This window comes from Shewanella profunda, assembly GCF_023283765.1.
In the GTDB taxonomy this organism is placed as follows: domain Bacteria; phylum Pseudomonadota; class Gammaproteobacteria; order Enterobacterales; family Shewanellaceae; genus Shewanella; species Shewanella profunda.
In genome coordinates this window covers 14,549-38,978 of the sequence record NZ_JAKILG010000045.1, presented here as the reverse complement: position 1 = coordinate 38,978, position 24,430 = coordinate 14,549, and the positions used below count along the sequence as shown (strand labels likewise).

The 24,430-nt window shown below is 46.0% G+C and carries 21 protein-coding genes and 4 tRNA genes; 13 read left to right on the top strand and 12 right to left on the bottom strand.

Annotation, left to right across the window (positions count from 1 at the left end):
- Positions 1–306 precede the first annotated feature (306 nt).
- The 6 genes from L2744_RS17490 (at position 307) to rbsK (ending at position 6,378) form a co-directional block, all read left to right on the top strand.
- Positions 307–1,170 (top strand): Tim44 domain-containing protein, encoded by an 864-nt coding sequence (locus tag L2744_RS17490; RefSeq protein WP_248993103.1) that lies wholly within the window; start codon positions 307–309, stop codon positions 1,168–1,170.
- Positions 1,171–1,591: 421 nt separating this feature from the next.
- Positions 1,592–2,011, top strand: coding sequence for a D-ribose pyranase (rbsD, locus tag L2744_RS17485; RefSeq protein WP_248993102.1), 420 nt, complete (start codon positions 1,592–1,594; stop codon positions 2,009–2,011).
- A gap of 42 nt (positions 2,012–2,053) precedes the next feature.
- On the top strand, positions 2,054–3,559 hold the full coding sequence (gene rbsA, locus L2744_RS17480) for a ribose ABC transporter ATP-binding protein RbsA (RefSeq protein ID WP_248993101.1): 1,506 nt from the start codon (positions 2,054–2,056) through the stop codon (positions 3,557–3,559).
- On the top strand, positions 3,556–4,539 hold the full coding sequence (gene rbsC, locus L2744_RS17475; RefSeq protein WP_248993100.1) for a ribose ABC transporter permease: 984 nt from the start codon (positions 3,556–3,558) through the stop codon (positions 4,537–4,539). Before rbsA ends, rbsC begins: the two co-directional genes overlap by 4 nt.
- 13 nt (positions 4,540–4,552) lie before the next feature.
- Positions 4,553–5,437 (top strand): ribose ABC transporter substrate-binding protein RbsB, encoded by an 885-nt coding sequence (gene rbsB / locus L2744_RS17470; RefSeq protein WP_248993099.1) that lies wholly within the window; start codon positions 4,553–4,555, stop codon positions 5,435–5,437.
- Positions 5,438–5,451: 14 nt separating this feature from the next.
- The gene (rbsK, locus tag L2744_RS17465; protein WP_248993098.1) at positions 5,452–6,378 is read left to right on the top strand and encodes a ribokinase; all 927 of its coding nucleotides are present in this window, start codon (positions 5,452–5,454) and stop codon (positions 6,376–6,378) included.
- Here the strand turns inward: rbsK and L2744_RS17460 are convergent.
- A complete protein-coding gene (locus L2744_RS17460; protein WP_248993097.1) occupies positions 6,355–6,510 on the bottom strand; it encodes a hypothetical protein in 156 nt (51 codons plus the stop codon). The genes rbsK and L2744_RS17460 overlap by 24 nt on opposite strands.
- Between L2744_RS17460 and L2744_RS17455 the strand changes: the two genes are divergently transcribed.
- Positions 6,491–7,492: a substrate-binding domain-containing protein gene (locus L2744_RS17455; RefSeq protein WP_248993096.1), complete on the top strand. Its 1,002-nt coding sequence runs from the start codon at positions 6,491–6,493 to the stop codon at positions 7,490–7,492. The two genes, L2744_RS17460 and L2744_RS17455, sit on opposite strands and share 20 nt — an antisense overlap.
- 116 nt (positions 7,493–7,608) lie before the next feature.
- On the opposite strand, the gene L2744_RS17450 is transcribed toward L2744_RS17455, so the two are convergent.
- The 5 genes from L2744_RS17450 to L2744_RS17430 all read right to left on the bottom strand — a co-directional run bounded on the left by L2744_RS17450 (position 7,609) and on the right by L2744_RS17430 (position 12,996).
- A complete protein-coding gene (locus tag L2744_RS17450; RefSeq protein WP_248993095.1) occupies positions 7,609–8,973 on the bottom strand; it encodes a sodium-dependent transporter in 1,365 nt (454 codons plus the stop codon).
- Between the two features lie 294 nt (positions 8,974–9,267).
- A complete protein-coding gene (locus L2744_RS17445) occupies positions 9,268–9,768 on the bottom strand; it encodes an Lrp/AsnC family transcriptional regulator (protein ID WP_248993106.1) in 501 nt (166 codons plus the stop codon).
- A 128-nt stretch (positions 9,769–9,896) separates the two neighbouring features.
- Positions 9,897–10,703 (bottom strand): phosphatase PAP2 family protein, encoded by an 807-nt coding sequence (locus tag L2744_RS17440; RefSeq protein WP_248993094.1) that lies wholly within the window; start codon positions 10,701–10,703, stop codon positions 9,897–9,899.
- A 92-nt stretch (positions 10,704–10,795) separates the two neighbouring features.
- Entirely contained in the window at positions 10,796–12,286 is a 1,491-nt protein-coding gene (creD, locus tag L2744_RS17435) for a cell envelope integrity protein CreD (RefSeq protein WP_248993093.1), read from the bottom strand.
- Between the two features lie 185 nt (positions 12,287–12,471).
- Positions 12,472–12,996 carry a hypothetical protein gene (locus L2744_RS17430; protein WP_248993092.1) on the bottom strand — a complete coding sequence of 175 codons (525 nt, stop codon included), beginning with the start codon at positions 12,994–12,996 and terminating at the stop codon, positions 12,472–12,474.
- 205 nt (positions 12,997–13,201) lie between these two features.
- Here L2744_RS17430 and L2744_RS17425 point away from each other — a divergent pair, with 205 nt between their 5' ends.
- The gene (locus tag L2744_RS17425; RefSeq protein WP_248993091.1) at positions 13,202–14,395 is read left to right on the top strand and encodes a winged helix-turn-helix domain-containing protein; all 1,194 of its coding nucleotides are present in this window, start codon (positions 13,202–13,204) and stop codon (positions 14,393–14,395) included.
- Positions 14,396–14,575: 180 nt separating this feature from the next.
- Here L2744_RS17425 and L2744_RS17420 read toward each other — a convergent pair whose 3' ends face one another.
- The 5 genes from L2744_RS17420 to ubiK all read right to left on the bottom strand — a co-directional run bounded on the left by L2744_RS17420 (position 14,576) and on the right by ubiK (position 18,452).
- Positions 14,576–15,952: an ammonia-forming cytochrome c nitrite reductase subunit c552 gene (locus tag L2744_RS17420; RefSeq protein WP_248993090.1), complete on the bottom strand. Its 1,377-nt coding sequence runs from the start codon at positions 15,950–15,952 to the stop codon at positions 14,576–14,578.
- A 28-nt stretch (positions 15,953–15,980) separates the two neighbouring features.
- The gene (locus L2744_RS17415; protein WP_248993089.1) at positions 15,981–17,192 is read right to left on the bottom strand and encodes an NnrS family protein; all 1,212 of its coding nucleotides are present in this window, start codon (positions 17,190–17,192) and stop codon (positions 15,981–15,983) included.
- Between the two features lie 163 nt (positions 17,193–17,355).
- Positions 17,356–17,700 (bottom strand): hypothetical protein, encoded by a 345-nt coding sequence (locus L2744_RS17410; RefSeq protein WP_248993088.1) that lies wholly within the window; start codon positions 17,698–17,700, stop codon positions 17,356–17,358.
- 58 nt (positions 17,701–17,758) lie between these two features.
- Positions 17,759–18,103, bottom strand: a complete 345-nt coding sequence (locus L2744_RS17405) for a hypothetical protein (protein WP_248993105.1) — start codon at positions 18,101–18,103, stop codon at positions 17,759–17,761.
- A gap of 94 nt (positions 18,104–18,197) precedes the next feature.
- Positions 18,198–18,452 (bottom strand): ubiquinone biosynthesis accessory factor UbiK, encoded by a 255-nt coding sequence (ubiK, locus tag L2744_RS17400; protein WP_014611466.1) that lies wholly within the window; start codon positions 18,450–18,452, stop codon positions 18,198–18,200.
- A 243-nt stretch (positions 18,453–18,695) separates the two neighbouring features.
- Here ubiK and rep point away from each other — a divergent pair, with 243 nt between their 5' ends.
- A complete protein-coding gene (gene rep, locus L2744_RS17395) occupies positions 18,696–20,708 on the top strand; it encodes a DNA helicase Rep (protein ID WP_248993087.1) in 2,013 nt (670 codons plus the stop codon).
- 38 nt (positions 20,709–20,746) lie between these two features.
- Here rep and L2744_RS17390 read toward each other — a convergent pair whose 3' ends face one another.
- On the bottom strand, positions 20,747–23,380 hold the full coding sequence (locus tag L2744_RS17390) for a sensor domain-containing phosphodiesterase (protein ID WP_248993086.1): 2,634 nt from the start codon (positions 23,378–23,380) through the stop codon (positions 20,747–20,749).
- Positions 23,381–23,585: 205 nt separating this feature from the next.
- Between L2744_RS17390 and L2744_RS17385 the strand changes: the two genes are divergently transcribed.
- The 4 genes from L2744_RS17385 to L2744_RS17370 all read left to right on the top strand — a co-directional run bounded on the left by L2744_RS17385 (position 23,586) and on the right by L2744_RS17370 (position 24,126).
- Positions 23,586–23,662, top strand: a tRNA-Arg gene (locus tag L2744_RS17385).
- Positions 23,663–23,714: 52 nt separating this feature from the next.
- Positions 23,715–23,790: transfer RNA gene (locus tag L2744_RS17380), tRNA-His, on the top strand.
- Positions 23,791–23,916: 126 nt separating this feature from the next.
- Positions 23,917–23,993 (top strand) — tRNA-Pro (locus L2744_RS17375).
- Positions 23,994–24,049: 56 nt separating this feature from the next.
- Positions 24,050–24,126 (top strand) — tRNA-Pro (locus L2744_RS17370).
- Positions 24,127–24,430 lie beyond the last annotated feature (304 nt).

Genomic DNA, 24,430 nt, shown 5'->3' with positions numbered 1-24,430 from the left:
CCAAAATTGGAATTTGACGCTATCACAGCTCTCAATCCATTTTGAGGGGCGCTTAGAAAACCATATCGATCTGTGAAATTAACCTGACACAGAATTATGAACAGCCTCGGTCGCTCATTCACATTCATGTGATCGCGACATTCGTATGTCCATATATGTGCTTGCTGCGCGTCACTGGAATGGCAGTGCTAATCGCAACTCATTAAATATGCACAGGACAACCAGCCTCCGCTTTTTGCTAATTGACATATAATGTCATCTCGCTATTATGGCTGCACCTCAGATTACACGAACAAGATCTTATAAATGAAAAAGTTATTTATTATGCTGGCGATGATTTTTGCGGTTAGCTTAGTTACTAGCCCTGTCGTTGAAGCGAAAAAATTCGGCGGTAGTAAGTCTATCGGCAAAAGCCATCAAACGGCTCCGGCTCAGCCAGCGGCGACTAATACACCGACTACTGCACCAGCGGGAGCTCCGGGCAAGAAAGGGATGATGGGCGGCATGTTAGGCGGTTTATTAGCAGGTGGCTTATTGGCTGCGCTGTTTATGGGTGAAGGTTTTGAAAATATTCAATTTATGGATATTTTGATTATCGGTTTGCTGGCATTCGTGCTATTCAAAATCGTTCGTACTGTGATGGCCTCAAAAGCGGGTGCGCAGCCAAGACCGGCCTATGCGGGGGCTAGTCAGCCCAATCCGAATCTACAGCGCCAACAGACTGAACAAACAGGTTTTGCCACTAATGCAAACAGCGGCAGCAATGGTTTTGGTCAAGCGACAAGCGATGTTCCCTTTAATTTACCCGCGGGTTTTGATTTACCCGGCTTTTTGGAAGGTGCTCGCAGTCATTACAAAACTCTACAATTGGCTTGGAATGAAAACGACTTAAGCAAAATCCAAGAGTATGTTTCCATTGAACTATTCAATGAACTCAGCAACCAACGTCGCGAATTAGTGGGCGACCAACACACAGAAGTGATGTTTTTGGATGCTGAACTGGTACGCGCCACGCACACTGCCAATCTTGCGGAAGTGAGTGTTAAATTTAGCGGCCGCTACCGTGATACCGTTGAAGGCGTAGAAGAGGAAATTAAGGAAGTATGGCATTTGGAGCGTAACGTAGCGCAAGCCAACTCACCTTGGTTAATCGTGGGTATCGAACAGTAATCAGCCCAGTGTTTAAAGCAGCCTTAATCTCTTAAGGCTGCTCTTTATCTAAGTTCCAGTTGCAATTCCTGTCCCAATCTCAATCCGCAGTAAACAGTGACACTTCATTGGTAAACAGAAGATAAGGCGATTACCCGTTCGCTTAGTTCAGCTTATTGCGACTGATATGGCGATCATGCCTCAAAGCCCGTTTTTCAATCACACCAGTTTAGACTTAGTTAATCCAACGACTGTATTGCGATCTTGATCACATTTTTAACTCTGGCAAGCTGCAAAACCTTCAATAACTTCATACAGTCCTTGTCATCGAAACGATTGCGCAACCGATTCGCTTGCGTTTTATCACTGTGGTTTTCTAAAAAATGCCCAGTGAATGGCCGACAATGCCGTTGAGTGCTGACTTAACGCCGTGGGAATTAAAATGAAAAAAACTACCCTACTCAACCCTGCTTTATCAGCTTTGGTGGCCCAATGCGGTCATTTTGATGAGATCACGATTTGTGATGCTGGCTTGCCGATCCCTGCCAATGTCGAACGTATCGACATGGCGTTATCACCGGGCGTGCCCGATTTGCTGGCCTGTATTAATGCTATTTTGAGTGAGCTGCAGTTGCAATCTGTCACCTTAGCCCAAGAAATTATTGAGATTAATCCGCAAGTACATCAACAAATTTTGGATCGGATTGCGCAAGAGCAGCAGCTCAGCGGCCGCCAGATTGATATCGGTTATATCAGCCACGATGCCTTTAAACGCCAAAGTCGTAACAGCCGCGCCATAGTGCGCAGTGGTGAATGCAGCCCTTACGCCAATGTGATTTTCAGTTGTGGCGTGCCCTTTTAACTGCGTCTCCTTTTAACGGAATAGGATAAGGGTCTGATAGATATGCAATCAGCCATTCTCAAATTAGACAAGATAGTCAAAACGTTTCCTGGGGTTAAGGCGTTAGATGGTGCCAGCTTGCAGGTTTATCCCGGTAAGGTGATGGCCTTAATGGGCGAAAACGGTGCCGGTAAATCGACCTTAATGAAGGTGTTAACCGGTATTTATCAAAGTGATAGCGGCAGCATTGAATACCAAGGCCAAGCCGTCAACTTTAGTGGTCCACGCCAATCGCAATTGGCGGGGATCAGCATTATTCATCAAGAGCTTAACCTTATTCCTGAACTGTCGATTGCCGAGAACATCTTTTTAGGTCGTGAGCCTTGCCATCGCTTTGGCGCGATTGATTGGCAAACCATGTATCGGCAAGCCGATCAGCTGCTTGCGCGTCTAGATGTTAAACATAGCAGCCGTACTTTATTGGGGCAGTTAAGCTTAGGCGCACAGCAACTGGTTGAAATTGCAAAGGCTATTTCTTTTGAGTCTAAGGTCATCATTATGGATGAACCGACAGATGCGCTCACCGATGTGGAAACCTTAAGTCTGTTTCGAGTGATTAACGAGCTTAAGCAGCAAGGTTGCGGCATCGTTTATATTTCCCATCGTCTCAAAGAAATCTTCACTATTTGCGACCATGTCACTGTGCTTAGAGATGGCCAATTTATCGCCGAACGTTGCATCGATGACTTAAGTGAAGATGCCATGATTGAGCTTATGGTGGGTCGTCAGCTCGATGAGCAATATCCCTATCAAGATCACCGCCAAGACAGTATCTGTCTTGAATTGCAAGATTTGCGCGCGGCTGATACCCCAGCGGTGAGTTTCAAGCTCAAGCAAGGCGAGCTGCTCGGTATCGCTGGGCTGATGGGCGCGGGCAGAACCGAGTTGATGAAGCTGATTTTTGGTGCGATTCCAATCCAGTCAGGCGACATTTTACTTAACGGCCAGCCGCTAACTATCGAGTCGAGCCAAGATGCGCTTGCCAATGGCATTGCCTATATCTCTGAAGACAGAAAAGGCGAGGGCTTGCTGCTGGAACTCTCGGTTAAAGAAAATATGTCGCTGTGCAGTTTGGGGGAACTATCGCAGTTTGGACAAATCCAGCATAAGCGTGAACAAGCAAAAGTCGCCGAGTTTATTAAGGCTTTTAATATTAAAACGCCCACACAAGAGCAGGCTATCGGCCTGTTATCTGGGGGAAATCAACAAAAAGTCGCCATCGCGAAGGGCTTAATGACTCAGCCTAAGGTGTTGATTTTAGATGAGCCGACCCGTGGTGTGGATGTTGGCGCCCGTAAAGAAATTTACCAACTGATTAATCAATTCAAGGCCCAAGGCCTCGCGGTGATCATGGTGTCATCAGATATGCCTGAATTACTGGGCTTAAGCGATCGCATCTTAGTGATGCACCAAGGCCAAATCAGCGCCGAATTTGAGCGCCATCAAGCCGGACAAGAACAGATACTGGCCGCTGCCGTCGGTAAATACCAAACAGAGGGAACCCTATGAAGCCTGTAAGCACTTATTCTACGGCTGCGCCATCACCGCAAAACATGCGCGTTAAAGCTTGGTTGATTGAGCAAAAGTCACTGTTGGCTTTGCTATTTTTAATCGCGCTAGTGTCTATGCTCACCCCGCATTTTTTCAGCGTCGATAACCTGCTGAACATTTTTAGACAAACCTCAGTCAATGCCATCATTGCGGTGGGCATGACGTTAGTCATCTTAACTGCGGGGATTGACTTAAGCGTGGGCTCAGTTTTAGCCCTGTGCGGTGCCCTTGCGGCTACCTTGATTGGTATGGAAATCCCCGTATTGGTTGCCGTACCGACCGCGCTATTAGCTGGTGCGAGTTTAGGCGCTATAAGCGGCATCATTATCGCTAAAGGTAAAGTGCAGGCGTTTATTGCCACCTTAGTGACCATGACCCTGCTGCGTGGTGTGACTATGGTGTATACCGATGGTCGCCCAGTAACGACGGGATTTACCGATGTCGCCGATCAATTCGCCTGGTTTGGTACGGGAAATGCCCTCGGTATTCCTGTGCCCGTATGGCTGATGGTGGTGGTGTTTGCCGCCGTTTGGTATCTACTCAATCACACTCGCTTTGGACGTTACATCTATGCGGTCGGTGGTAATGAAGCCGCGGCTAGGTTGTCGGGTATCAATGTCGATCGTGTCAAGATTGGCGTCTACGCCCTCAGTGGCACCTTGGCGGCGTTAGCGGCCATCATAGTGACCTCGCGTTTATCATCGGCGCAGCCCACTGCGGGCACGGGGTATGAACTCGATGCCATCGCCGCTGTAGTGCTCGGTGGGACGAGCTTAGCGGGCGGTAAAGGTCGGATTATGGGTACCTTGGTTGGCGCCTTGATTATTGGCTTCCTCAATAACGCGCTCAATTTGCTCGATGTGTCTTCCTATTATCAGATGATAGTCAAAGCCAGTGTGATCTTGCTGGCGGTGATGGTCGATAACAAACATAAATAATAAGGGTAACAAAATGAAATCATTCAATATTGTCATCAAGGCTAGCGCACTGTGTTTCTCTCTGACCTTAGCTAATTGTGCTTTTGCACAAGACACCCTAGCCATGGTGGTATCAACCCTCAATAATCCTTTCTTTGTGACCATGAAAGAAGGTGCCGAGGCTAAGGCTCAAGAACTGGGCTATCGCCTGATCGTGCTAGATTCGCAAAATGATCCCAGCAAGGAATTAGCCAATGTGGAAGATCTGCTGGTCCGTGGGGTTAAGGCGATATTGATTAATCCAACCGATTCGGATGCGGTAGCGAATGCCATTCGCCTCGCTAACAATAGCAATATTCCGCTGATGACCTTAGACAGGGGCGCCAGTCACGGCAAAGTGGTCAGTCATATTGCTTCTGACAATGTGGCCGGCGGCAAATTGGCCGCTGAGTTTATTGCCCAGCACTTAGGTGCCGATGCTAAGGTGATTCAATTAGAAGGTATCGCGGGGACTTCGGCGGCGCGTGAGCGTGGCAAAGGTTTTAGTGAGGGTGCTACTGAGCATAAGTTGACTATTTTAGCGAGCCAGCCAGCGGATTTTGACCGCACTAAGGGTTTGAACGTACTTGAAAACCTATTGATTTCTAACAGTAATGCCAATGCGGTATTTGCCCAGAATGATGAAATGGCCCTTGGCGCCGTACGCGCCGTACAGGCTGCAGGTAAATCATTGCTGATTGTGGGCTTTGATGGCACCGAAGAAGGCATTGCCATGGTTAAGCGCAAACGTCTGGCGGCGACGATTGCCCAACAACCAGAATTGATTGGTGCCTTAGGGGTTGAGTCCGCCGACAAGTTGTTAAAAGGCCAAACGGTTGAGGCCTATATTCCTGTGCCACTCAAAGTGATCAGCCAATAATTAAGGAAAGTGTAATGAGCCAACTCGTTGTATTAGGCAGTGTTAATGCTGACCATGTGGTGCAAGTGCCGAGTTTTCCGCGTCCGGGTGAAACCTTGACGGCATCAGGATATCAGGTCATCGCCGGTGGTAAGGGTGCTAACCAAGCAGTTGCCGCCGCACGCTTGGGTGCCGATGTGGCTTTTATTGCCTGTGTGGGTGATGATGATTTTGGGTTGCGGGCATACAAAGAATATCAAAGCTTAGGGATTGATATTTCAGGGCTGATGATCGCCAGCAAGATGACCACAGGTGTGGCCATGATCCAAGTGGCTGATAGCGGTGAAAACAGCATTTGTATCGCCCCCGGTGCCAATGCGGCGTTAACGCCCGCGCGTTTGGCCGCGCACCAGCATCTCATCAGTCAGGCAGATATTTTGCTGATGCAATTGGAAACGCCGTTAGACACTATTTTTACTGCGGCCACTATGGCTAAAGAAGCGGGTACCCTTGTGGTGTTGAATCCTGCACCCGCAATGGCATTAGCTGACGAGCTGCTGGCAAAGGTGGATATTATCACCCCCAATGAAACCGAAGCCGAATTGCTGACGGGCATTAAGGTCGATAGTATTGACAGCGCCGCGCTGGCTGCCGCCCAACTGCATGGGAAAGGTATTGCCACTGTGATGATCACTTTAGGCAGTCAAGGCGTGTATGTGAGTGAGCAGGGCCAAGGCCAGCAAATCGCCGGTTTCAGTGTGACAGTGAAAGACACTACGGCCGCGGGTGACACCTTCAATGCGGGTGTGTTGACGGGATTACTGCAGGGCAAGGCGCTGCATGAGGCGATTGTCTTTGCCCATGGTGCGGCCGCGATTAGTGTGAGTCGCTTTGGCGCCCAAACCTCTATCCCGTTGCGCGCAGAAGTGGATGCCTTTTTAGCCGAACAAGCTCAATACTAGGGTCTCGATAATAGAACCTAGGTAATACTGATCAGCCGGTAACTTATGCAGTTGCAGGCTGATACCTAAGCCTGTAATGGCTAAATGATATTTAGGAATCTTAAGCACGCCCATGGCCACCATTAAAGACATAGCTAAGCTCGCACAAGTATCAACCTCCACTGTTAGCCATGTGCTGAACAACACTCGCTTTGTGAGCGACACAGTGAAAGATCGCGTGTTGGCGGCGGTCAAGGCGCTCAACTATGCCCCATCGGCGTTAGCTCGTAGTCTTAAAACCAAGAATACCCGCACCTTTGGTATGCTGGTTACCACTTCTACCAATCCGTTTTTTGCCGAAGTGGTGAAAGGGGTCGAAGCCCATTGTTATCTGAATGGTTATAGTTTGATTTTGTGCAATACCGAAGGTGATGCCGAGCGTATCCGTTTTAATTTATCGACCTTACTGCAAAAACAAGTGGATGGGTTATTGCTGATGTGCAGCGAAGCCGAGGCTCCCGCTTTTGCCCTGCTGAGTCATCAGCCAAACCTGCCCACAGTGGTCATGGATTGGGGGCCGACAGATTTTCAATGCGATAAAATTCAAGATAACTCGCGTCAAGGCGGTTATCTAGCGACCCGCTATTTAATTGAGCAGGGTCATACCGATATCGGCTGTGTTAGCGGCCCATTAGATAAGCTTCCTTCACAACAGCGACTGGCCGGCTTTATCGATGCCATGACAGAAGCGAATTTACCCCTTCAACCTCAATGGCAAGTCAGCGGTAATTTTGAATGTGATGGTGGCGCCGCGGCATTCGACAACTTAATGCAAGCACCTACACTGCCTACGGCTATGTTTGTGAGTAACGATATGATGGCCATGGGATTTATCCATGCAGCTTACAATGCGGGAGTGAGCATCCCCGCGCAGTTGTCTGTGATCGGCTACGATGATATCGAGTTAGCCCGTTACTTAACGCCAGCGTTAACCACCATACATCAGCCAAAGCAACAACTGGGGCGCACTGCCGTCGAAGTCTTGCTTGAACGTCTTGATAACCCTGGGATCAGCAAAACTATTCAGCTAGAACCTAGCCTAGTGATCCGCAACACAGTCAAATCATTGAACTAATTTTGCATCAGCAGTGGCAGGAACCCTTGAGTTAGCTTAGCTAGACAAGTCATAAGTGACTTAGCCAGAGAGAAAAATCCCCGCACTTAGCGGGGATTTTTTATTTGTTCAAAGGGTTACACAAATTGTCTGATGGCTATAGCGATAATCAGCACAGGGCAAATATACTTCACGTACCTTGGCCAAATGCGCCAAAAGAGTCCTGTGCTATCCACGCCTTCTTGCCCACGAATTGCCTTGAGCAGCTGGGCTTGGCGCCAAATCCAACCTAAGTAAACCGCAATACCGAGGGCGACCAGCGGCTGGGCGATTTGGGTGGTCAGCGTGACGGTGAAACTAAATAGCGTCTCAAAAAATACCGCCAGCAATAGGGATAATGAGGTCAGTAATAGGCCGATAATCAAGGTGGCGCGTTGACGGCTGAGTCCGAACTTTTGCATCACATAGCTAGTCGGGACTTCGGCGATGGATATGGCCGAGGTTAAACCCGCGATGATCAGCAGAATAAAGAATATCACGCTGATGATAAGGTTAGCCGTATCGCCTAAGGTGGAAAATAACGCGGGTAAGACAGTAAACACCAATGCATCCGAATCGAGTAACTTACCCTCGGCATTAAAAATCTGCACGCCATTGTGCTGGGCGACATACATGGCTGGGATGATTAAAAAGGCGGCGAGAAAGGCGATGCCGCTGTCGGTAAAGGCAACCCAGACGGTCAGTTTGGCAATATTCTCTTTTTGGCTCAGATAACTGCCGTACACCATCATGGCACCTGTGCCTATGGTGAGGGAGAAGAAGGTCTGTCCGAGTGCGCTGATCAGGGTATCCGGTGCCAGCGCCTTGGTAAAGTTAGGCGTTAGTAGCGCGGTAATGCCTTCGCTCGCACCATTAAGGGTGAAGATATACGCCACGCCCGCGATCAGCATGATCAGTAATAACGGCATTAAGCGTTTCGACCATTTTTCTATGCCTTCTTGCACGCCTTGCAGTAATACCAGAAACACTAGGGTGCTGAAGATCAATGTAAACACCAGATTACGTGATAGTGAAAAATCCACTAACCAAGCGGCGGTATCATTCGAGTCAAAGGCTGTGGCGATAGGCGCGATGGCAAAGCTGACAAACCAGCCGGAGAGAATGCTGTAGAAGGTATAAATCAATCCCGCCGTGACTATGGAAAGCAAGCCTATGGTCTTGCCTAAACCGCGGGTGAGCGAGTTGAAGCCGAGTTTGCCCATGGCATCGGCGGGGTTGGTTTGCCCGTGGCGACCTATCATAAGTTCGGCCATCAGCATGGGAATACCTAGGATGAAAATCAGCACTAGGTACACCAGTAAAAAGGCACCGCCACCATGGGTGGCTGCTTGGGTGGGGAATCCCCAAATATTGCCGACGCCAACGGCGCTACCAGCGGCCGCCATGATAAAACCTAAGCGTGAGCTGAAGTGGTTAGTCGAATTTGTATTGACCGATTGCATTGTGCCTCCCGTAAAAAGAAGGCGTATCTTAGGTGGATAAATCAGAAGTTCAACGCAATTTTAGTGCGTTTAAATAGTGTTAATGTGCAATTATTGTTCTATTTATCACTATAAATTGGCGTTTTATGTCGATTATTTGTTTTGTGTGAGACTTTATTGCTTGAATATTCGGCTAACGGCAGAGCTTTGGTGAAAAATTGCGATGATAAAAAATGATCTAATTGTGAGTTAGTGGTCAAAAATAGCGGGAGCGGGCTAATTTATTACCGATTTAATGCTGTGACTTAGGCTGAATTATTCAGGGATATTCACATGGCCTAAAGGAATAGCCGTGTGGTCCTTGACCTTTTTCAGTACAAAGCTGGAATGGACCCCTGCGATATGAACGTTAGTCGTGAGTTTATCTAACAGGAAAGTGCGAAAGTGCGCCATATCTTGTACTAGCACTTTAAGTTGGTAGTCGGCCTCAGAGCCTGTGATCAGCGCGCATTCTTGGACTTCTTCGTAGGCGAGTGCATTGGCTTCAAATTGATTGAGAATAGCCGGCGTATGCTTTTCCATTCGAACATGGATATAGGCGGTTAAATGCAGGTTGAACTTATCCGCCGATAACCGAGTGGCATAATCGGCAATATATCCCGCCTCTTCTAAGGCTTTAACACGGCGCGAGCAAGGGGACGGCGATAGGCCGACTTTATTAGCCAGCTCGAGATTTGACAATCTGCCGTGGGTTTGCAGTAACCGCAAAATGGTTAAATCGAGCTGATCAAGGTTGTATTGATTTGGAAGTGTCATCGATGGCTTAGAATGGATGGGTTCTGCCACTAGTTTGCCAGTGTTTCGTTATTTTGCCAAAAATCCTTAACCTTGGCTAAAACCCCAAGCAATTCAACATGGGCGTAGATATCGACTATTCGCAACCGCTATCTAGCATCTTTGATTAAATAGTCTTGTAGAGGTCGTAATTTATCAACCAATAGTACAGTGACCCAGCTGATCACTGCCGCTAACAGGGTAGAAAAGAGGACATCTTGCGGCCAGTGCATGCCGAGTAACATGCGGCTTAACCCCATTAATAATCCCCAGCCTAATAACACCATTGAGAATATAGGTAATCCCGCGAGTAACAGATAGTAGCTGGCGGTGAGTACCAGCGTTGCGGCAAAGATAGTGTGTCCAGAGGGGAAAGAGTAACCGACTTCATCCTCCCAATGTTGGTGGATACGTGAGTCGAGTTTCATGGCAGGTTCAGCCGCGATTAAGTCATCCAGAGCTGTGGCGATTGTTTTTGAACGCGCCTGCTTATCCAACTGATAAAAGGCATCGAGTGAAAGCTGTTCATCCATAGGTCGTTCTTGCTCAGCGAGAAAAACCACATTAGGTCTAGGTTCTTTAAAAAAAGATTTGAGGGTATGGCTGAGGCTAAAGCTCATTAACTGGCTGATACTAATCGCCAAACATAAACTGATAAAGAGTGGTTTAGGCATAAGACGATAGGCTAGCGCGAGTACAAATAAGGCTGTGACCACGCCATAGGGCGCTGTGCCTGTAGTGGTAATCCAATATAAAATTCTGGCTAGAGTAGAATGCAGATCGATCAGTGGAAATAGCTGATTTTGCGTCAATAAAAGTAAGACTGGAATCGTTGCCAACAATAACCAAGCAAGCCCTAAACGACAGAAAAGATAGGCACGATGAGTCAAAATAAAAGCCTCTTCATAAAACACCATAGGCTACAGCGCGAGTATGGCTTTGCCAATAAAAAATCCCGACAGCAAAGGGTGGCGCTGTCGGGGGTCTTCAAGGGTGGAACTCTGAGGCGCTATTGCGCCGCGTTTTTAGCTTGATGTCTGGTCACGAACATCAAAATCAGCAGTACGACTAACAGTAAACCCGTACCCATCAGTAGGGCGTAATCTTCGAGTTGCAATATCGAGTACAGCACCGCATATAAACTCACTAACATCAGGCCGACAATACCGCCACGTTTGGCACTTGCCGTGGCGCTACCCACGTAGGCAGATACCGACAGCACAGGGACACAGGCAGCAATTAAATAGGCATGCAAGAAGGCTAGATGCTCAGACAGTGACAGTAAAATCAGATAAAACAAGGCCATGGCGCTGCCGACTAACACATATTGGATCGTGCTGAGGCTGGTTTTTTGGCCCAGTTCGAAGATAAATAACATGATAAAAGTCAGCACGATAAACAGTAGGCCATATTTAACCGAACGATCAATTTTGCCGTAGTGAGTCACAGGTTCGAACAAGATCGCATTGGCCGACACTTCGGTCAGGCTCGATTGATTGCTCTTAATAAATTCCTGCGGATAGTTACGGGTTAAGTGGCTGATATTCCAGTTTGCGCTAAAGCCTTGGGCGTTGATTTCGCGCTCTGCGGGCAATAACCCCTTAAAGCTGGGGTGTGGCCAGTCGGCGCTAATTTTGATTAGGGTTTGCTCGCCCAGTGGCAAGGCACTGATGGACTGTGAACCGCGCAGCGTCATGGCAAAATCCACGCTAAAATCCCCCGGCTCAGTTGCAACAATAACCCCTTGATTAAAGCCTCTTTCTAATCCACCCGTGCTACCTAAGCCAGTCCCAGACATCAGTGAGCCTGAAAGCTGCACCGCATCGCCACTGACCTCAAGTTGATTGACCTTATCAATAGCTTGATTCGACGATACTCCAAATACCAGACGGGCATTTTTATTATCAAAAGCAATAAGATTGGCTATCTCATAATGGCTGAGGCTGAAATCGGCTTTACCTTGTAGTTGGGCGTTATACACCAGAGATTGGTAAATACCACGGGTACGGAAGTCGTGTTTCAGATCTAAATCGAGTTTGAGTTTTTTCGGCAGTATGACCAATTCATCCTGATAGGTGCGCTTTACTTGGTGACGATTTTTACCATCGGCGCTCAGTTCTTCCTGCATCACAAAATAGCTATAGGGAATAACCAGCACAGGCCCGGACAGGGTTTGCTGCTCACCCCATGAACGACCAATTTCATCAACCACGCTGTGGTAAAGGGCTTGGCGATCTGAGGTCATATCCATAATGATCCCTAATGGGATCAAGGCAATAATCGATAATATGCCAATGGTTAAGGCCTTCAGTAGCGTGGTATTTTTAGCCAGTGGTTGTAATGTTGATTTGTTATTAGGTAACTGAGCCTGTGGCGATTCCATGTTTGATCCTTGATCCTGATTGAATTTTTTTAGCAGTGCTCGCACTACTAAGTATCCGGCAGTGCCAAATAACGCCAAGGTGAATAGGGCCAATACGCCTGCAATAATGTTGAACATGTGATTTCATTCCCTATGAAATGCGGTCGTTAGGTTGCATTGTGCGAGACATTAACTCTGAATGACTCGGCATTAACGGCTGGTATTAAAACAGATTTGCCCACAGAAGTTGCGGGCAAGTTGCTGATCAATAGTGGCAAAATCATGGCAATTGCCGCTAAACCCATCCTAATTATTCAAATTAATTAGGCTGACAATGGGTTGTCTTTGCCAAACTTGGGGTGTTTCTCCTCGTAGCCATCTTCTTTCCTAATATGTTTGAGCAATGCTTCGAAGCTTTGTTTAAAGACGTCAAGTTCCTCCGAATAGACTACAGGGTGATGGGAAAACCATTGGTGCTTTTCACGTTCACGGTTATTGCAATCGGGCCAAATACGCAACTCATACTCATCGCCAATAACAACAATCACATAGTCTATGGCGCCATTGCTAAAGATGATGCACTGGGGTAAATAGACTTGTTCCCCCTCAAATAACTCATACCATATGGCTTCGCTTCGCCAGCTAACAATCGGAAGTGGCGCTTTGATAGAGCAACCAATGGATTGATGCCGATTGAATAGTACGGCCTTAATATCATCCATAGAGAAGGGCTGTAGGTCGCCATTTTTAGCGGAGAGTGAATATAAAATATTCATTAAAAATAGCAGTTTAGTACCATTTCCTGTCTTGCGGCCGCAGAGCTGTGCCTGGCGGTAGTAGATATTCATCATCAATCCTTAATGAAAGGTTTAGACTCAGTTTTAGCTTGAAACCCAAAGATAAAAGCTTATGTTAACAGGGTTTATGTTAACCGAAAGAGGGAATGTATGAGTCATGCATAGTGCATATTTTTATCTGCGACGAGTAAAGTTATAGTTGCATCACTTTGTTTTAAATCTGTTAGTTTTCTACGACGCTAAATTGGGAGAGTCAATGTCGAGCCCTTTTTCGCCCCAAGAGTGGCGACGGTTAAATATGCAGCAGCAAGGCTTGTTGCAATCTCAAACATCGGTGAGCGAGCTGATTGCGCGGTTGAGCTATGTGCAAATTGACTCTATCAACGTGGTTGAGCGCGCGCATCACCATGTGCTGCATAGCCGTATTCCCGATTATCGGACGGATATGCTCGATACCGCCTTAGCTAAGGGAGAAATCTTCGAATATTGGTCCCACGCTGCGGCGTATTTACCGATTGCCGATTATCGCTTCAGCCTGCATCGCAAACGTTTACTGCAAGATGGTGGTAAGCATTGGTTTGAACCCGATGATAAAGTGATGCAAGCCGTGCGAGCGCGTATCTTGGCGCAAGGGCCGCTTAAGGCCAGTGACTTTGAACACAGTGACGTTGAACCCCGTGATGTTGAACACAGTGAAGGCAAAAATGGTGCCTGGTGGGATTGGAAACCCGCTAAAAAAGCCCTAGAGCAGCTGTTTATGCGTGGCGAGTTGATGGTAGTACGGCGGGAGAAATTTCAAAAGGTTTATGATCTTACCGCGCGGGTATTGCCAAAGGACATCAACACCCAAGCGCCAACGGATCGAGAATTTGCGCGATATTTGATTGAGCGTCACCTCGAGGCCCATGCCTTTGGCAATGCGGCGCAAATCGCCTATTTACGTAAAGGCATAAAACCGCTTGTCGCCGATGAACTCACAACAATGCTCAACCAAGGTCAATTAGCGAGTTTTAAGGAGGCGGGACAGAGTTACTTCTATCGCCCCGAGTTACAACTTAACACGCCAGTACCCGATAAAGTCTGGTTACTCAATCCCTTCGATAATCTATTGATCCAGCGCCAACGTCTAAGGCAATGGTTCGATTTTGAATATCAAATTGAAGTCTATGTGCCCGCCGAAAAACGTCAATATGGTTATTATTCCTTAGCGATTTTATGGCGCGATACTTTTGTTGGCCGCGTGGATGTTAAGGCCGAGCGCAAACAGGGCCTATTGCTCTTACAGCAATTAACACTCGAAGAAGCATTTGCGAATCAAAAGCTTGATGAGGATTTCATCGCTGCCTTGGAAATCGCCATTACCCAATATGCTCAATTTAATGGTTGTGAACGTTGGTGTTTGGTCAAGTCTAATCACAGGCACCTCACACTCAAGCAAGCTAACATTTAAACAAACTAGTGTTTAAACAAGTTAGCACTTAAGCGATCCCTCAAGTGACAGTGAGAAACAGTACGCTATCACTTGAGGGGCGGGTTAGCGTTCCGAGTAGTCGGCACTTAAGTCGATATCAAACGCAGACTCGCCCTCAATCCATGGCGCTAAGGGCGGCTTATGGAAGTCGACACTTATTTAATATCCGTATCTGGCGACTGGGTGCCAGTTTTTGTTGACTTCATCTTCAATAAACTTTTGTTTTTCTTTGATTAAATCCGCTTCAACTAACCCTATCGCTTGATGGGCCTTTTCTTTAGTGCTGATATCTGGATAGCTGACTTGAGTGACTTTGAGTCGCTTCAATATTCCTGCTAGCTGATTACGTGCATCATTCGCTTGCTCGATAGCTTTATCTAAGAGCTGCTTACCTTCATCTGGATTATGGGCATATAGACCATGTGAGGACATGGCAAAATCCCAGCGCCACTGACTGTGTCGTATCGCCATAATGGGCTCATTCATCTGTTCCCATTTAGCGCCTGCATCCCATGCCGCTTTTGCTTCATAGTGGGCTTTGACTAGCAGAGCTTCAACTTCGCGGGCTTTTGTTTCAATGGTTAACTTATTGGCCGCGAGCTTCGTTTCGATTTTGGTTTTGCTGCTATGGCAGCCGCTACAGCTACTATCAAAATGCGGTAAGGCTTTATCAACTTTATGGCTAGTAAATTCAACGCCTTTTGCGTCCTGCTGGGTTGGCATATGGCAGGTAATGCAAGTGACACCGACTTCGGCATGTTTACTGCGGCTCCAGTGCTCAAATTCAGGATGACGTGCTTTGAGTATTGGCGTTTTTGAAATGGGATGGATCCATTCGAAGAAGCGACGGGTGTCGTAGTATTTTTCAATATCATCGGCGGTGCTGCCAAAGATCCATGGAATGTTAACGACATTACTTTTTTCCGGACGGAAATAGTAAGTCACATGACACTGACCGCACACCTGTGCGCCCTGCATATTGATGTCTTGTTTCTCGAATGGTAGGTGAACTTTAGCCATAGCCTCTTGGGCGTGGGGGCGAGGTAAGGCTAATTTCTGGGTACCAGATTCATGACAATCGCTGCAATACACGACGCTTTGGATCTCTTTGCCCAGTTCGGTAAAGTTTTTGGCCGAATATCCTTCAAATCCCAGTTGCTCGATCAATCTGGGAGCATCCGGCGTCTTACAGGTCCAGCAACTGGCAGATAAACCTTTTTCTCCGAGTTTAGGTGGCGTACCCGTTCGTAACGTCTGCGTCACATCTGCAACGGCAAAATGATGTCCCCGTGGGCTATGGTACTCTTTGGCGTAGGAAGATCCCGCCCAGAGTATGATGCTGGCGGGGTAATTAGCGAGCATATCTTCACGCTCGACCTGTTCAGAGGTCGCTTGCCAAGATTGATATTGATTAGGGTATTTTTGTTGATTGGTCGTATCTGAAGCGGCCACAGATGCAAATGTGGCTAATGCCAGCGAGCCAATCAAATAAAACTTACATTTTGACGATATGACTGTTTTTAAAAAATTTTTCACTTTTTATCCTTTTATCCTAACACCAATATTAACCTGGGCGCCCATCAATACGGGGGCGGGAGAGTATGGGCAAGTAGTGCCATACAAACAGTGCAAATGCGATAAACCAGCAACTGGCGGCCAACCATAACCAGACTTGGGTGTGGGCTGGAAACCAGATGGGCATTAGCGCCCTGAGCAGTGCCGCTAACGGTAGGCAAATAAATGCCAAGATCATCTTAGGGCCCTCATAAATATTTCGACTTGTGTGACCGAGTGACACTCTGGAAATCATTGAAAGACACAGGGTAGCCATACAACCTATGGCAAATAGGTGAAGCAAGCTGCGGTAGGCATATTCATTATCGAGATACCAACTCATGGCTAACAGACTGAGAGGCAACATGAAATAGGCAAGATGCAAGGACCACAGCATAGGTTCCTTCAGTGTTTTATGGGGTAACCAGCGTGCAAATCGGACCAACTGCAAGAGCCCCGCAATTAGCAGTAAGCTTCGCTCTATTTCCTGGGGTATAAGGTGGAAGAGTGATTGAATGACGAGCAAGATCATTGCAAGGATCAGCGGGTATTCAATCCAAGTTAAGGGTTCTGCTTTGGTGGCCTTAATACGCATCGCGGTAAAGAAGGGAATGACGCGCCCACCGACTATGGTGATAAGTAAGGCTAACCACCATAACATCGCCTGCCAGATCTGGTTGGCAAGGATAAAGTCCCGTTCAAATAGGGCGTAGTAGCTGACATTGTTGATTACGAGTGCTGCAAACAACATGATTGGAAAGCCAATATTGCGCCATTGTTTTACCTTATAAATACAGCGCCATAGGGTAAGTCCTGCCATGCCGAGGAACAATGAATCAAACAATGCCGGTAAAATGAGCGGAATTTGCATTGGCAGTAAGAGTAATAATCGTGCCATTAACCAACAGCTAAAGGTCAATGCGAGTGGCCATCCCTTTAATGTGGGTTGGTTGGTCCAGTTTTGAACGGCAGTCAGCAAAAATCCACACACAATCGCCATTGCAAAACCGAACAACATTTCATGTGGATGCCACCATAGCGGCAATATGCTGGTCCAAAAGGATGAAGGAAAAAAGCTATATTGGGGAGTAAACCAAGTTAACAACCACAGGGGAATGTATAGCGCAGCTAATATAGCTCCCCCGAGGAAAAAAGGTCTAAAACCTAATCGCCACAGTGCGTGAATGCGTTCGGTTTGCTTCGGATCATCAATATTTAGCATAGTTATTAACCTAGTGGCGGGGCAGCTCAATGGCAATACACTTAAGGTGTATTTAATATGCTTTTTATATTAGGCTGAAATTGCGTTTAATTCAAACCGTATCTTAGGTTTTGGAACCAAGGTCTCATAGCGGACATCCCGCAAAGGGGGCGAAGATAAAGCGTTAGGGTTTTAATGGGGCATTCATATAGCGAAAGCAAACTGCGAGCAGTGCAAGGTAGGCAAGGGGTAAAGCTGCATAGATAAGCGATTGGTTTGATTGAGATTGAGTCGATGTTTTATAGAGTGGAATATAGATAGCAGGATAAATGGAGCTCCCCCAAATAAAGCCTTGGTACATGATCCTATTAAATAGCGGTGGTTTATATGTGCTTTTATGACCCGCGAGTAACATCAGGTTTGCAAACAGTACAAATGGATAGACAAGTAAAGGTAGTCCACCCTGCAGGAGCAATCCCCAGCAAGCCAGATTTTCTAATGTACTTATGTCGAATATAGTCGTTTCCATTTAGTGTACCGTCTTCCCTGTACTGATTATTTAACTCAAGCAACTTAGAACTCATCCGTTAAATTGTGCTGTAATTCAGTTGCATTTTAAGCCAAAATCTTTGTTGGCAAAGGTTACTGAAGGATTTTTGCCGAGGTGTAATATCAACTTCGTTTGCCTTTATAACGCTATAGTTTACCCAAAAGTCATCACAGATGGAGTCGGAAGCAGGTGTCATAGCGAGTTCATCTTGCTCTGTTTGCTGGCAGATCATTACGCCATTATTAAAGGTGTATACTATTTCACAATCATGAATATTAACGCCATTATCTTGATAGATATGGTTTTTTCTAGATTGACTTATTATAGATACTTGGCTGGGATAACCTTGAATTGCAAGGATATAACTGGCGAGCTGCTGCATTAATCCCCCCACATGGCCGAATATGCTCAGCATTAAAACCAAAAAGCACAGTCGCATTTGGCCCACTGTGCTTTTTTAATAAGTGTTACAACGGTTAATCAGTGGCGTTGAGTTTTTTTTCTAACTCATTAACTTGAGCTTGAAGGGCCTCTAGCTTTTCACGGGTTTTTAATAGCACATGCTGCTGTACATCAAATTCTTCGCGGGAAACCATATCCAACTTGAGCAGTTGGTTTTGCAGTACTTGTTTACTTCGCTCTTCAAATTCACCGGCAAATTGCTTTAGACCACTGGGCAAACTGTCGCTCAGTTGTTTTGCCATTTCTTCGATTTTCTTTGGATTGATCATAATCTTGTCCGCCTTTTCACTGAATTGGTTGATTGTAACTCAGTGTGTTAGGTTTCAAAAGTAAAGCCGTGGCACCATTGTGATAGGGATCCTCACTTACCTTGCTTAGCATGTCTCGGTCGCCTGAGTGACGTTCGCTGTGAGCGGTCGGCCAGTGACCGAGGGTATTTGTTAGCCTTAAAACTGCAGCTTCTGCTATGATCCCATCCCCTTTCTCTCGACTTGTTTGGATATTGTGCAAAGATGAAACTCAATCCTGCCCAAAATGATGCTGTTCATTATGTTTCAGGCCCGTGCCTTGTATTGGCGGGAGCAGGTAGTGGTAAAACACGGGTTATTATCAATAAAATCGCTTACTTAGTTGAAAAGTGTGGTTATAAGGCGCGCAATATTGCAGCGGTCACCTTCACCAATAAGGCGGCGCGTGAGATGAAAGAGCGGGTCGCTCAATCTATGGGCCGAAAGGAAGCGAGAGGTTTGTGGATTTCGACGTTTCATACCCTTGGACTTGAGATCATTAAGCGCGAGCACAAGGTATTAGGTTTAAAGCCCGGTTTTTCGTTGTTTGACGATCAGGATACCTTAGCCCTACTCAAAGAGTTGACCCAGGACGAGTTAGATGAAGATAAGGATTTACTCAAGGCACTCGCCAGTACCATTTCAAACTGGAAGGGTGGTTTAATTATTCCCGAGCAGGCGCGTAAGATCGCCAAGGATGAACAACAGCATTTATTTGCCATGCTTTATCAGCGCTATGCTCAACATATGAAAGCTTATAATGCTTTAGATTTCGATGACTTAATTCTACTACCTACCCTGCTATTGAGGCATAACGAAGAGGTTCGGACGCGCTGGCAAACCAAAATCCAATACTTGCTGGTGGACGAATATCAAGATACCAACACTAGCCAATATGAGATGGTGAAATTACTCGTTGGTGAGCGTGCTCGCTTTACTGTGGTGGGTGACGATGACCAATCTATCTATTCATGGCGCGGTGCTAAGCCACAAAACCTCGTATTATTGGGTACTGATTTTCCTAAGCTTAAGTTAATTAAGCTCGAGCAAAACTACCGTTCCAGTCAGCGGATTTTGCGGGCGGCCAACATTCTTATTGCGAATAATCCCCACGTTTATGATAAAGCGCTATTTAGCGAACTTGCCTATGGTGAACCGTTGCGAGTGTTATTTGCCGCCAATGAAGAACAAGAGGCTGAACGTGTGGTGGCCGAGATAGTTCGACATAAGTTTGTCGGTCGAACTCAGTTTGGCAATTATGCGATTCTGTATCGAGGGAATCATCAATCGCGCTTACTCGAGCGCGCGCTGATGACCAACCGTATTCCTTACAAGCTTAGCGGTGGCACCTCGTTTTTTGCCCGCGCTGAAATTAAAGACATTATGGGGTATTTAAAGTTAGTGGTTAACCCCGACGACGATAATGCTTTTCTACGTATTGTTAATCTTCCTAAGCGCGGTATTGGCCCATCGACCTTAGAGCGCCTAGGTAATTTTGCCAACGAAAAGCATATTTCAATGTTTGCGGCAATTTTTGAGCCTGAACTCAATCACCATCTCCCGCCTGTGGCTATGTCATCCTTGTATCAGTTTGGTCGTTTTATCGTGGAAACTGGCGATCATGCGCAGCGTGGTGAACCCGTTGAGGCGGTGAAGCAATTAATTCGTAAAATCAATTACGAAGATTATTTATACGAAACCAGTACCAGTGCCAAGGCCGCTGAAATGCGGATGAAGAATATCTCTGAGCTTTACCGTTGGGTGACTGAGATGCTCGCGGGCGATGAGCTAGATGAACCTATGACCTTACCCGATGTAGTCAATCGGCTTACGCTCAGGGATATGATGGAGCGCAATAGCGAAGATGAAGGCGGCGATCAGGTGCAGTTAATGACCTTGCATGCCTCCAAGGGCTTAGAGTTTCCCTTCGTGTTTATGGTTGGAGTCGAAGAACGTATCTTACCGCACCAAACTAGCATTGATGAGGACAATGTGGATGAGGAGCGCCGCTTAGCCTACGTGGGAATTACCCGCGCCCAGCGAGAACTTTGGTTCACCCTCTGTCGTGAAAGGCGCCAATTTGGTGAAACTATGCGCTGCGAACCGAGTCGTTTCTTGTTGGAACTACCACAGGATGACGTGGTGTGGGAAAACCGTAAACCGCAACAAACCGAGCAAGAGCGGATGCAAACGGGTCGGAGCCACATTTCTAATCTAAGAGACATGTTTAAAAAGTGATCACGCGCCCCATATTGGCCTACTGTTGTAGAGACCGTTTAAGCACAATCTTGCTGCTGGTTATCCGTCAGCGAAAAGGTCTCTGCTAAGGCAATTCCTTGACCAAATTGATAACCCAAGGAACTGAATATTCGAATTTGTTCTTCGCTTTGGATCCCATCAACAAAGGTTTGTAATCCTAACGTTGATGCGGCTTTTTGATAGGCTGACATCAACTTAATGTGTTGTTCATCCTGTAGTTGCTGGGTGATATTTGCGTCTAGTTTTAACCCTTTTATACGTAAAAACAAAAGGTTATTTAGTGCACTATGACCGCTGCCATAGTGGCTTATCCCAAGATTGACGCCGAGTTTCTCGAGTAATTCAAAACCATTGATATGGTTTTCAGTTTCCTGAACTAATGCTTTTTCGTTAAAGAACAACCATAAACGACTTAGATTAAGCTGAGTTTCCTTGAGAACATTTTTTAGATTACGCAGTACATGCTTATGCTTAATATGCTGGCTCGATAGCATGACATGCAGATCAAGTTTATCCCCATAGGTCCTCAGTAATTGAGGATAGGTTTTATCTAGGGCTGCTAAGGTGTATTTATCTAGCTCCACGATCAGGTTAGCCTGCTCTGCAAGTGCATTAAGCTGATCTTGTTGTACAGTACCTCGTTGGGGATGCTCCCAAAATAGGCGACTTTCTAATGCATAAACTTCTTGAGTATTTAAGTCCACTATGGGGAGATAATTCAGTTGTAGCTCAGCATGTTGTAATGCTCGTCTAAAGTCATTTTCAAATGCAGCATCTTGCATGGCTTGTTGTGACGAACTATCGTCAAAGATGACATAGCAACCTTTGCCATTTGCCTTTGCTTGGTACATGGCCGTATCTGCATTGCGTAACATAGATTCACTTGTATCGAATTTATGATTACCACTGACAGTTATGCCAATACTCGCGCCAGAGTTAAATTCTACCGAGCCCAGTGTGTAAGATTGGGAGATTGTTTGGATAACCCGTTCTGACACATCTTTGGCATCATTAATACTGCTAATACTGTCGAGTAGAATAACAAATTCGTCACCACCGAGTCTGGCTAAGGTATCGTTGTCACGAATACAGGATCTCAGGCGGCTTGCTGTTTCGATTAAAAATCTGTCGCCTTCAAGGTGACCCATAGTGTCGTTAATTTGTTTAAAGCGGTCGAGATCGATAAACAATAAGGCAAATTGTTCGAGGCTGTGGCGCCGAACATGTTTGATTGCTTGATTTAAACGCTCCATAAACATGGCACGATTAGGCAAACCGGTGAGTGCATCGTGCTTTGCATCGTGAACTAACTTTGCTTCCATGCTGCGACGTTGGAGGATCTCTTTCTCAAGGTCTTTATTCAGTTCGGCTAAATCTTTTGTTCTGGCTATTACTTTTTCTTCGAGTTCTTCATAGCTGCGACGGAGTGATTCTGCTGAAAGTTTTTTCTCAATGGCAGCACCAATATGTTGTGAGACGAAAGTTAATAGTTCTAAATCCTTAATCTGATAATTCTGCGTCATGCTAAAGCTATAAATAGTCAGCGCGCCACGGACTTGGTCATGGATAAAGAGTGGAATACCTATCCATTGGTGCATTGTTTGTGTGTGGTTTAACGAGGGAGCTTGGGTATAGATGTCGCCACTGGTGATCAGCGTATTAATGTCATTTTGGTCTAGTAGTAGTGGGCGTTTATGTTTGAGCACATATTCAGTGAGTCCATCCTGCAGTGGACGAGTTCCTGGGTGTTTATTATTTAGCTGTGATACATAAAAAGGGAAAGTTAAATGGGTTTCTTCTTCATTTAGCAAGGCAATATAGCAGTTATTCGCAGGGATCAAATGGCGAATGACATTATGTAGCTGTGAGTAAAAGTCAGGGTTGTCCGTGCCAGAGCTAGCAAGTTCAGCTATTTCAAATAACGATTTTTGTAGCCGTTCAGCCCTGCGCCTTTCATATACTTCTTGCTTGAGTTTATCGTAGGCTTGGCTAAGTTCTTTGGTTCGTTGTTGTATAGCCTGCTCTAACTGTTCTTGGTGTTTAAGCCTTTCCATCACGCCAGCAATATGGTGGCAGATAAAAGTCATTAATTCGACTTCAATATCACCATAATTTACATTAGTATCATAGGTTTGTACGACTAATACACCCGTCACTACATCCTCATGTTGAATGGGGACACCGAGCCATAAATGGCAAGGGGAACCTAAATTGACTATCTCGTCTGCGGCGATGAGCTCATCAAACTTATTATTGTCGCACAGGAGTGTTCTACCTGTTCTGAATACGTAACCCGTTAATCCCTGTTGTAATAAGGTAGAGAGTGATTCCTCTGGATAAAGTTGTGCGGGATGAGCATCTTTTTCATCGGCAAAAAAAGGAACGGCTATTGTGCCTGTAGTGACATCTAGCGTAGCGATAAAAAAGTTGTCAGCGGAGATCAGTTGTTTTAGGTGTTGATGTACACCTACATAGAATTCTTCTAATGAGGAAACTTGAGTCGCGATATTCGATAACTCGAGTAGGGCATTTTGAATGATTTCGGCACGCTTATACTTATGCGCTAAATATTTTAAGCGAATAATTCTTTTTTTTAAGCGTTCAACCCTATGAGTAGGCGATTGCGTAGTTTCATCTTCATCCCTAAACATGATACTCACTTGTTAAATGTCTGTGTTTTTGCCAAACGATATAATTAGCATGAAATACCGTAACATCCAAGTCATATTTATCAAGTGCTTCAGATGAAAAAGCACACTAATGTATCAAAACTTGAGCAGTCAGCAAAAAAAGTGTGAAACAGCTATAGACTCAAAGGCTATTTGTCCATACTATATGCGGCGCTAACCAAGGCGAGCGCCCATAGCTCAGCTGGATAGAGCGCACCCCTCCGGAGGGTGAGGCCGAAGGTTCGAATCCTTTTGGGCGCACCAATTCCGTACAGAGTTGTGAGCTTTTAGGTTAGCATGTAAGTGAAAATCAGTGGTGATTGTAGCTCAGTTGGTAGAGTCCCGGATTGTGATTCCGGTTGTCGTGGGTTCGAGCCCCATCAGTCACCCCATTTCATTTTCAACTGATGATATAAACCTATTGTGATTAGCACAGTCCGGTAGTGCATCCTGATGTTTAGGATGAAAGTGGACCAGAGGGAACCCTCTGAGCTGATGCAAAAGATAATACAGATTTACGGTGATTAGCGCAGTCCGGTAGCGCATCTGGTTTGGGACCAGAGGGTCAGAGGTTCGAATCCTCTATCACCGACCATATTCTTCGCATAGCTAGCGAGCTTAATGTAAGTTAAGTAAATAGTTAACAATTTACGGTGATTAGCGCAGTCCGGTAGCGCATCTGGTTTGGGACCAGAGGGTCAGAGGTTCGAATCCTCTATCACCGACCAAATAATAACAAAGCCTCAGAATTCTTACTAAAAAGAAACTGGGGCTTTTTTATATCTAGGCCAAGGCTGAATGGATGAATTTACAGGGTCAGAGGTTCGAATCCTCACTCTTTATGCAAAGCGGGCCGACCAAATAATCACAAGGCCTCAGAATTCTTACTAAAAGAAACTGGGGCTTTTTTATATCTAGGCCAAGGCTGAATGGATGAATTTACAGGGTCAGAGGTTCGAATCCTCGCTCTTTATGCAAAGCGGGCCGACCAAATAATAACAAAGCCTCAGAATTCTTACTAAAAGAAACTGG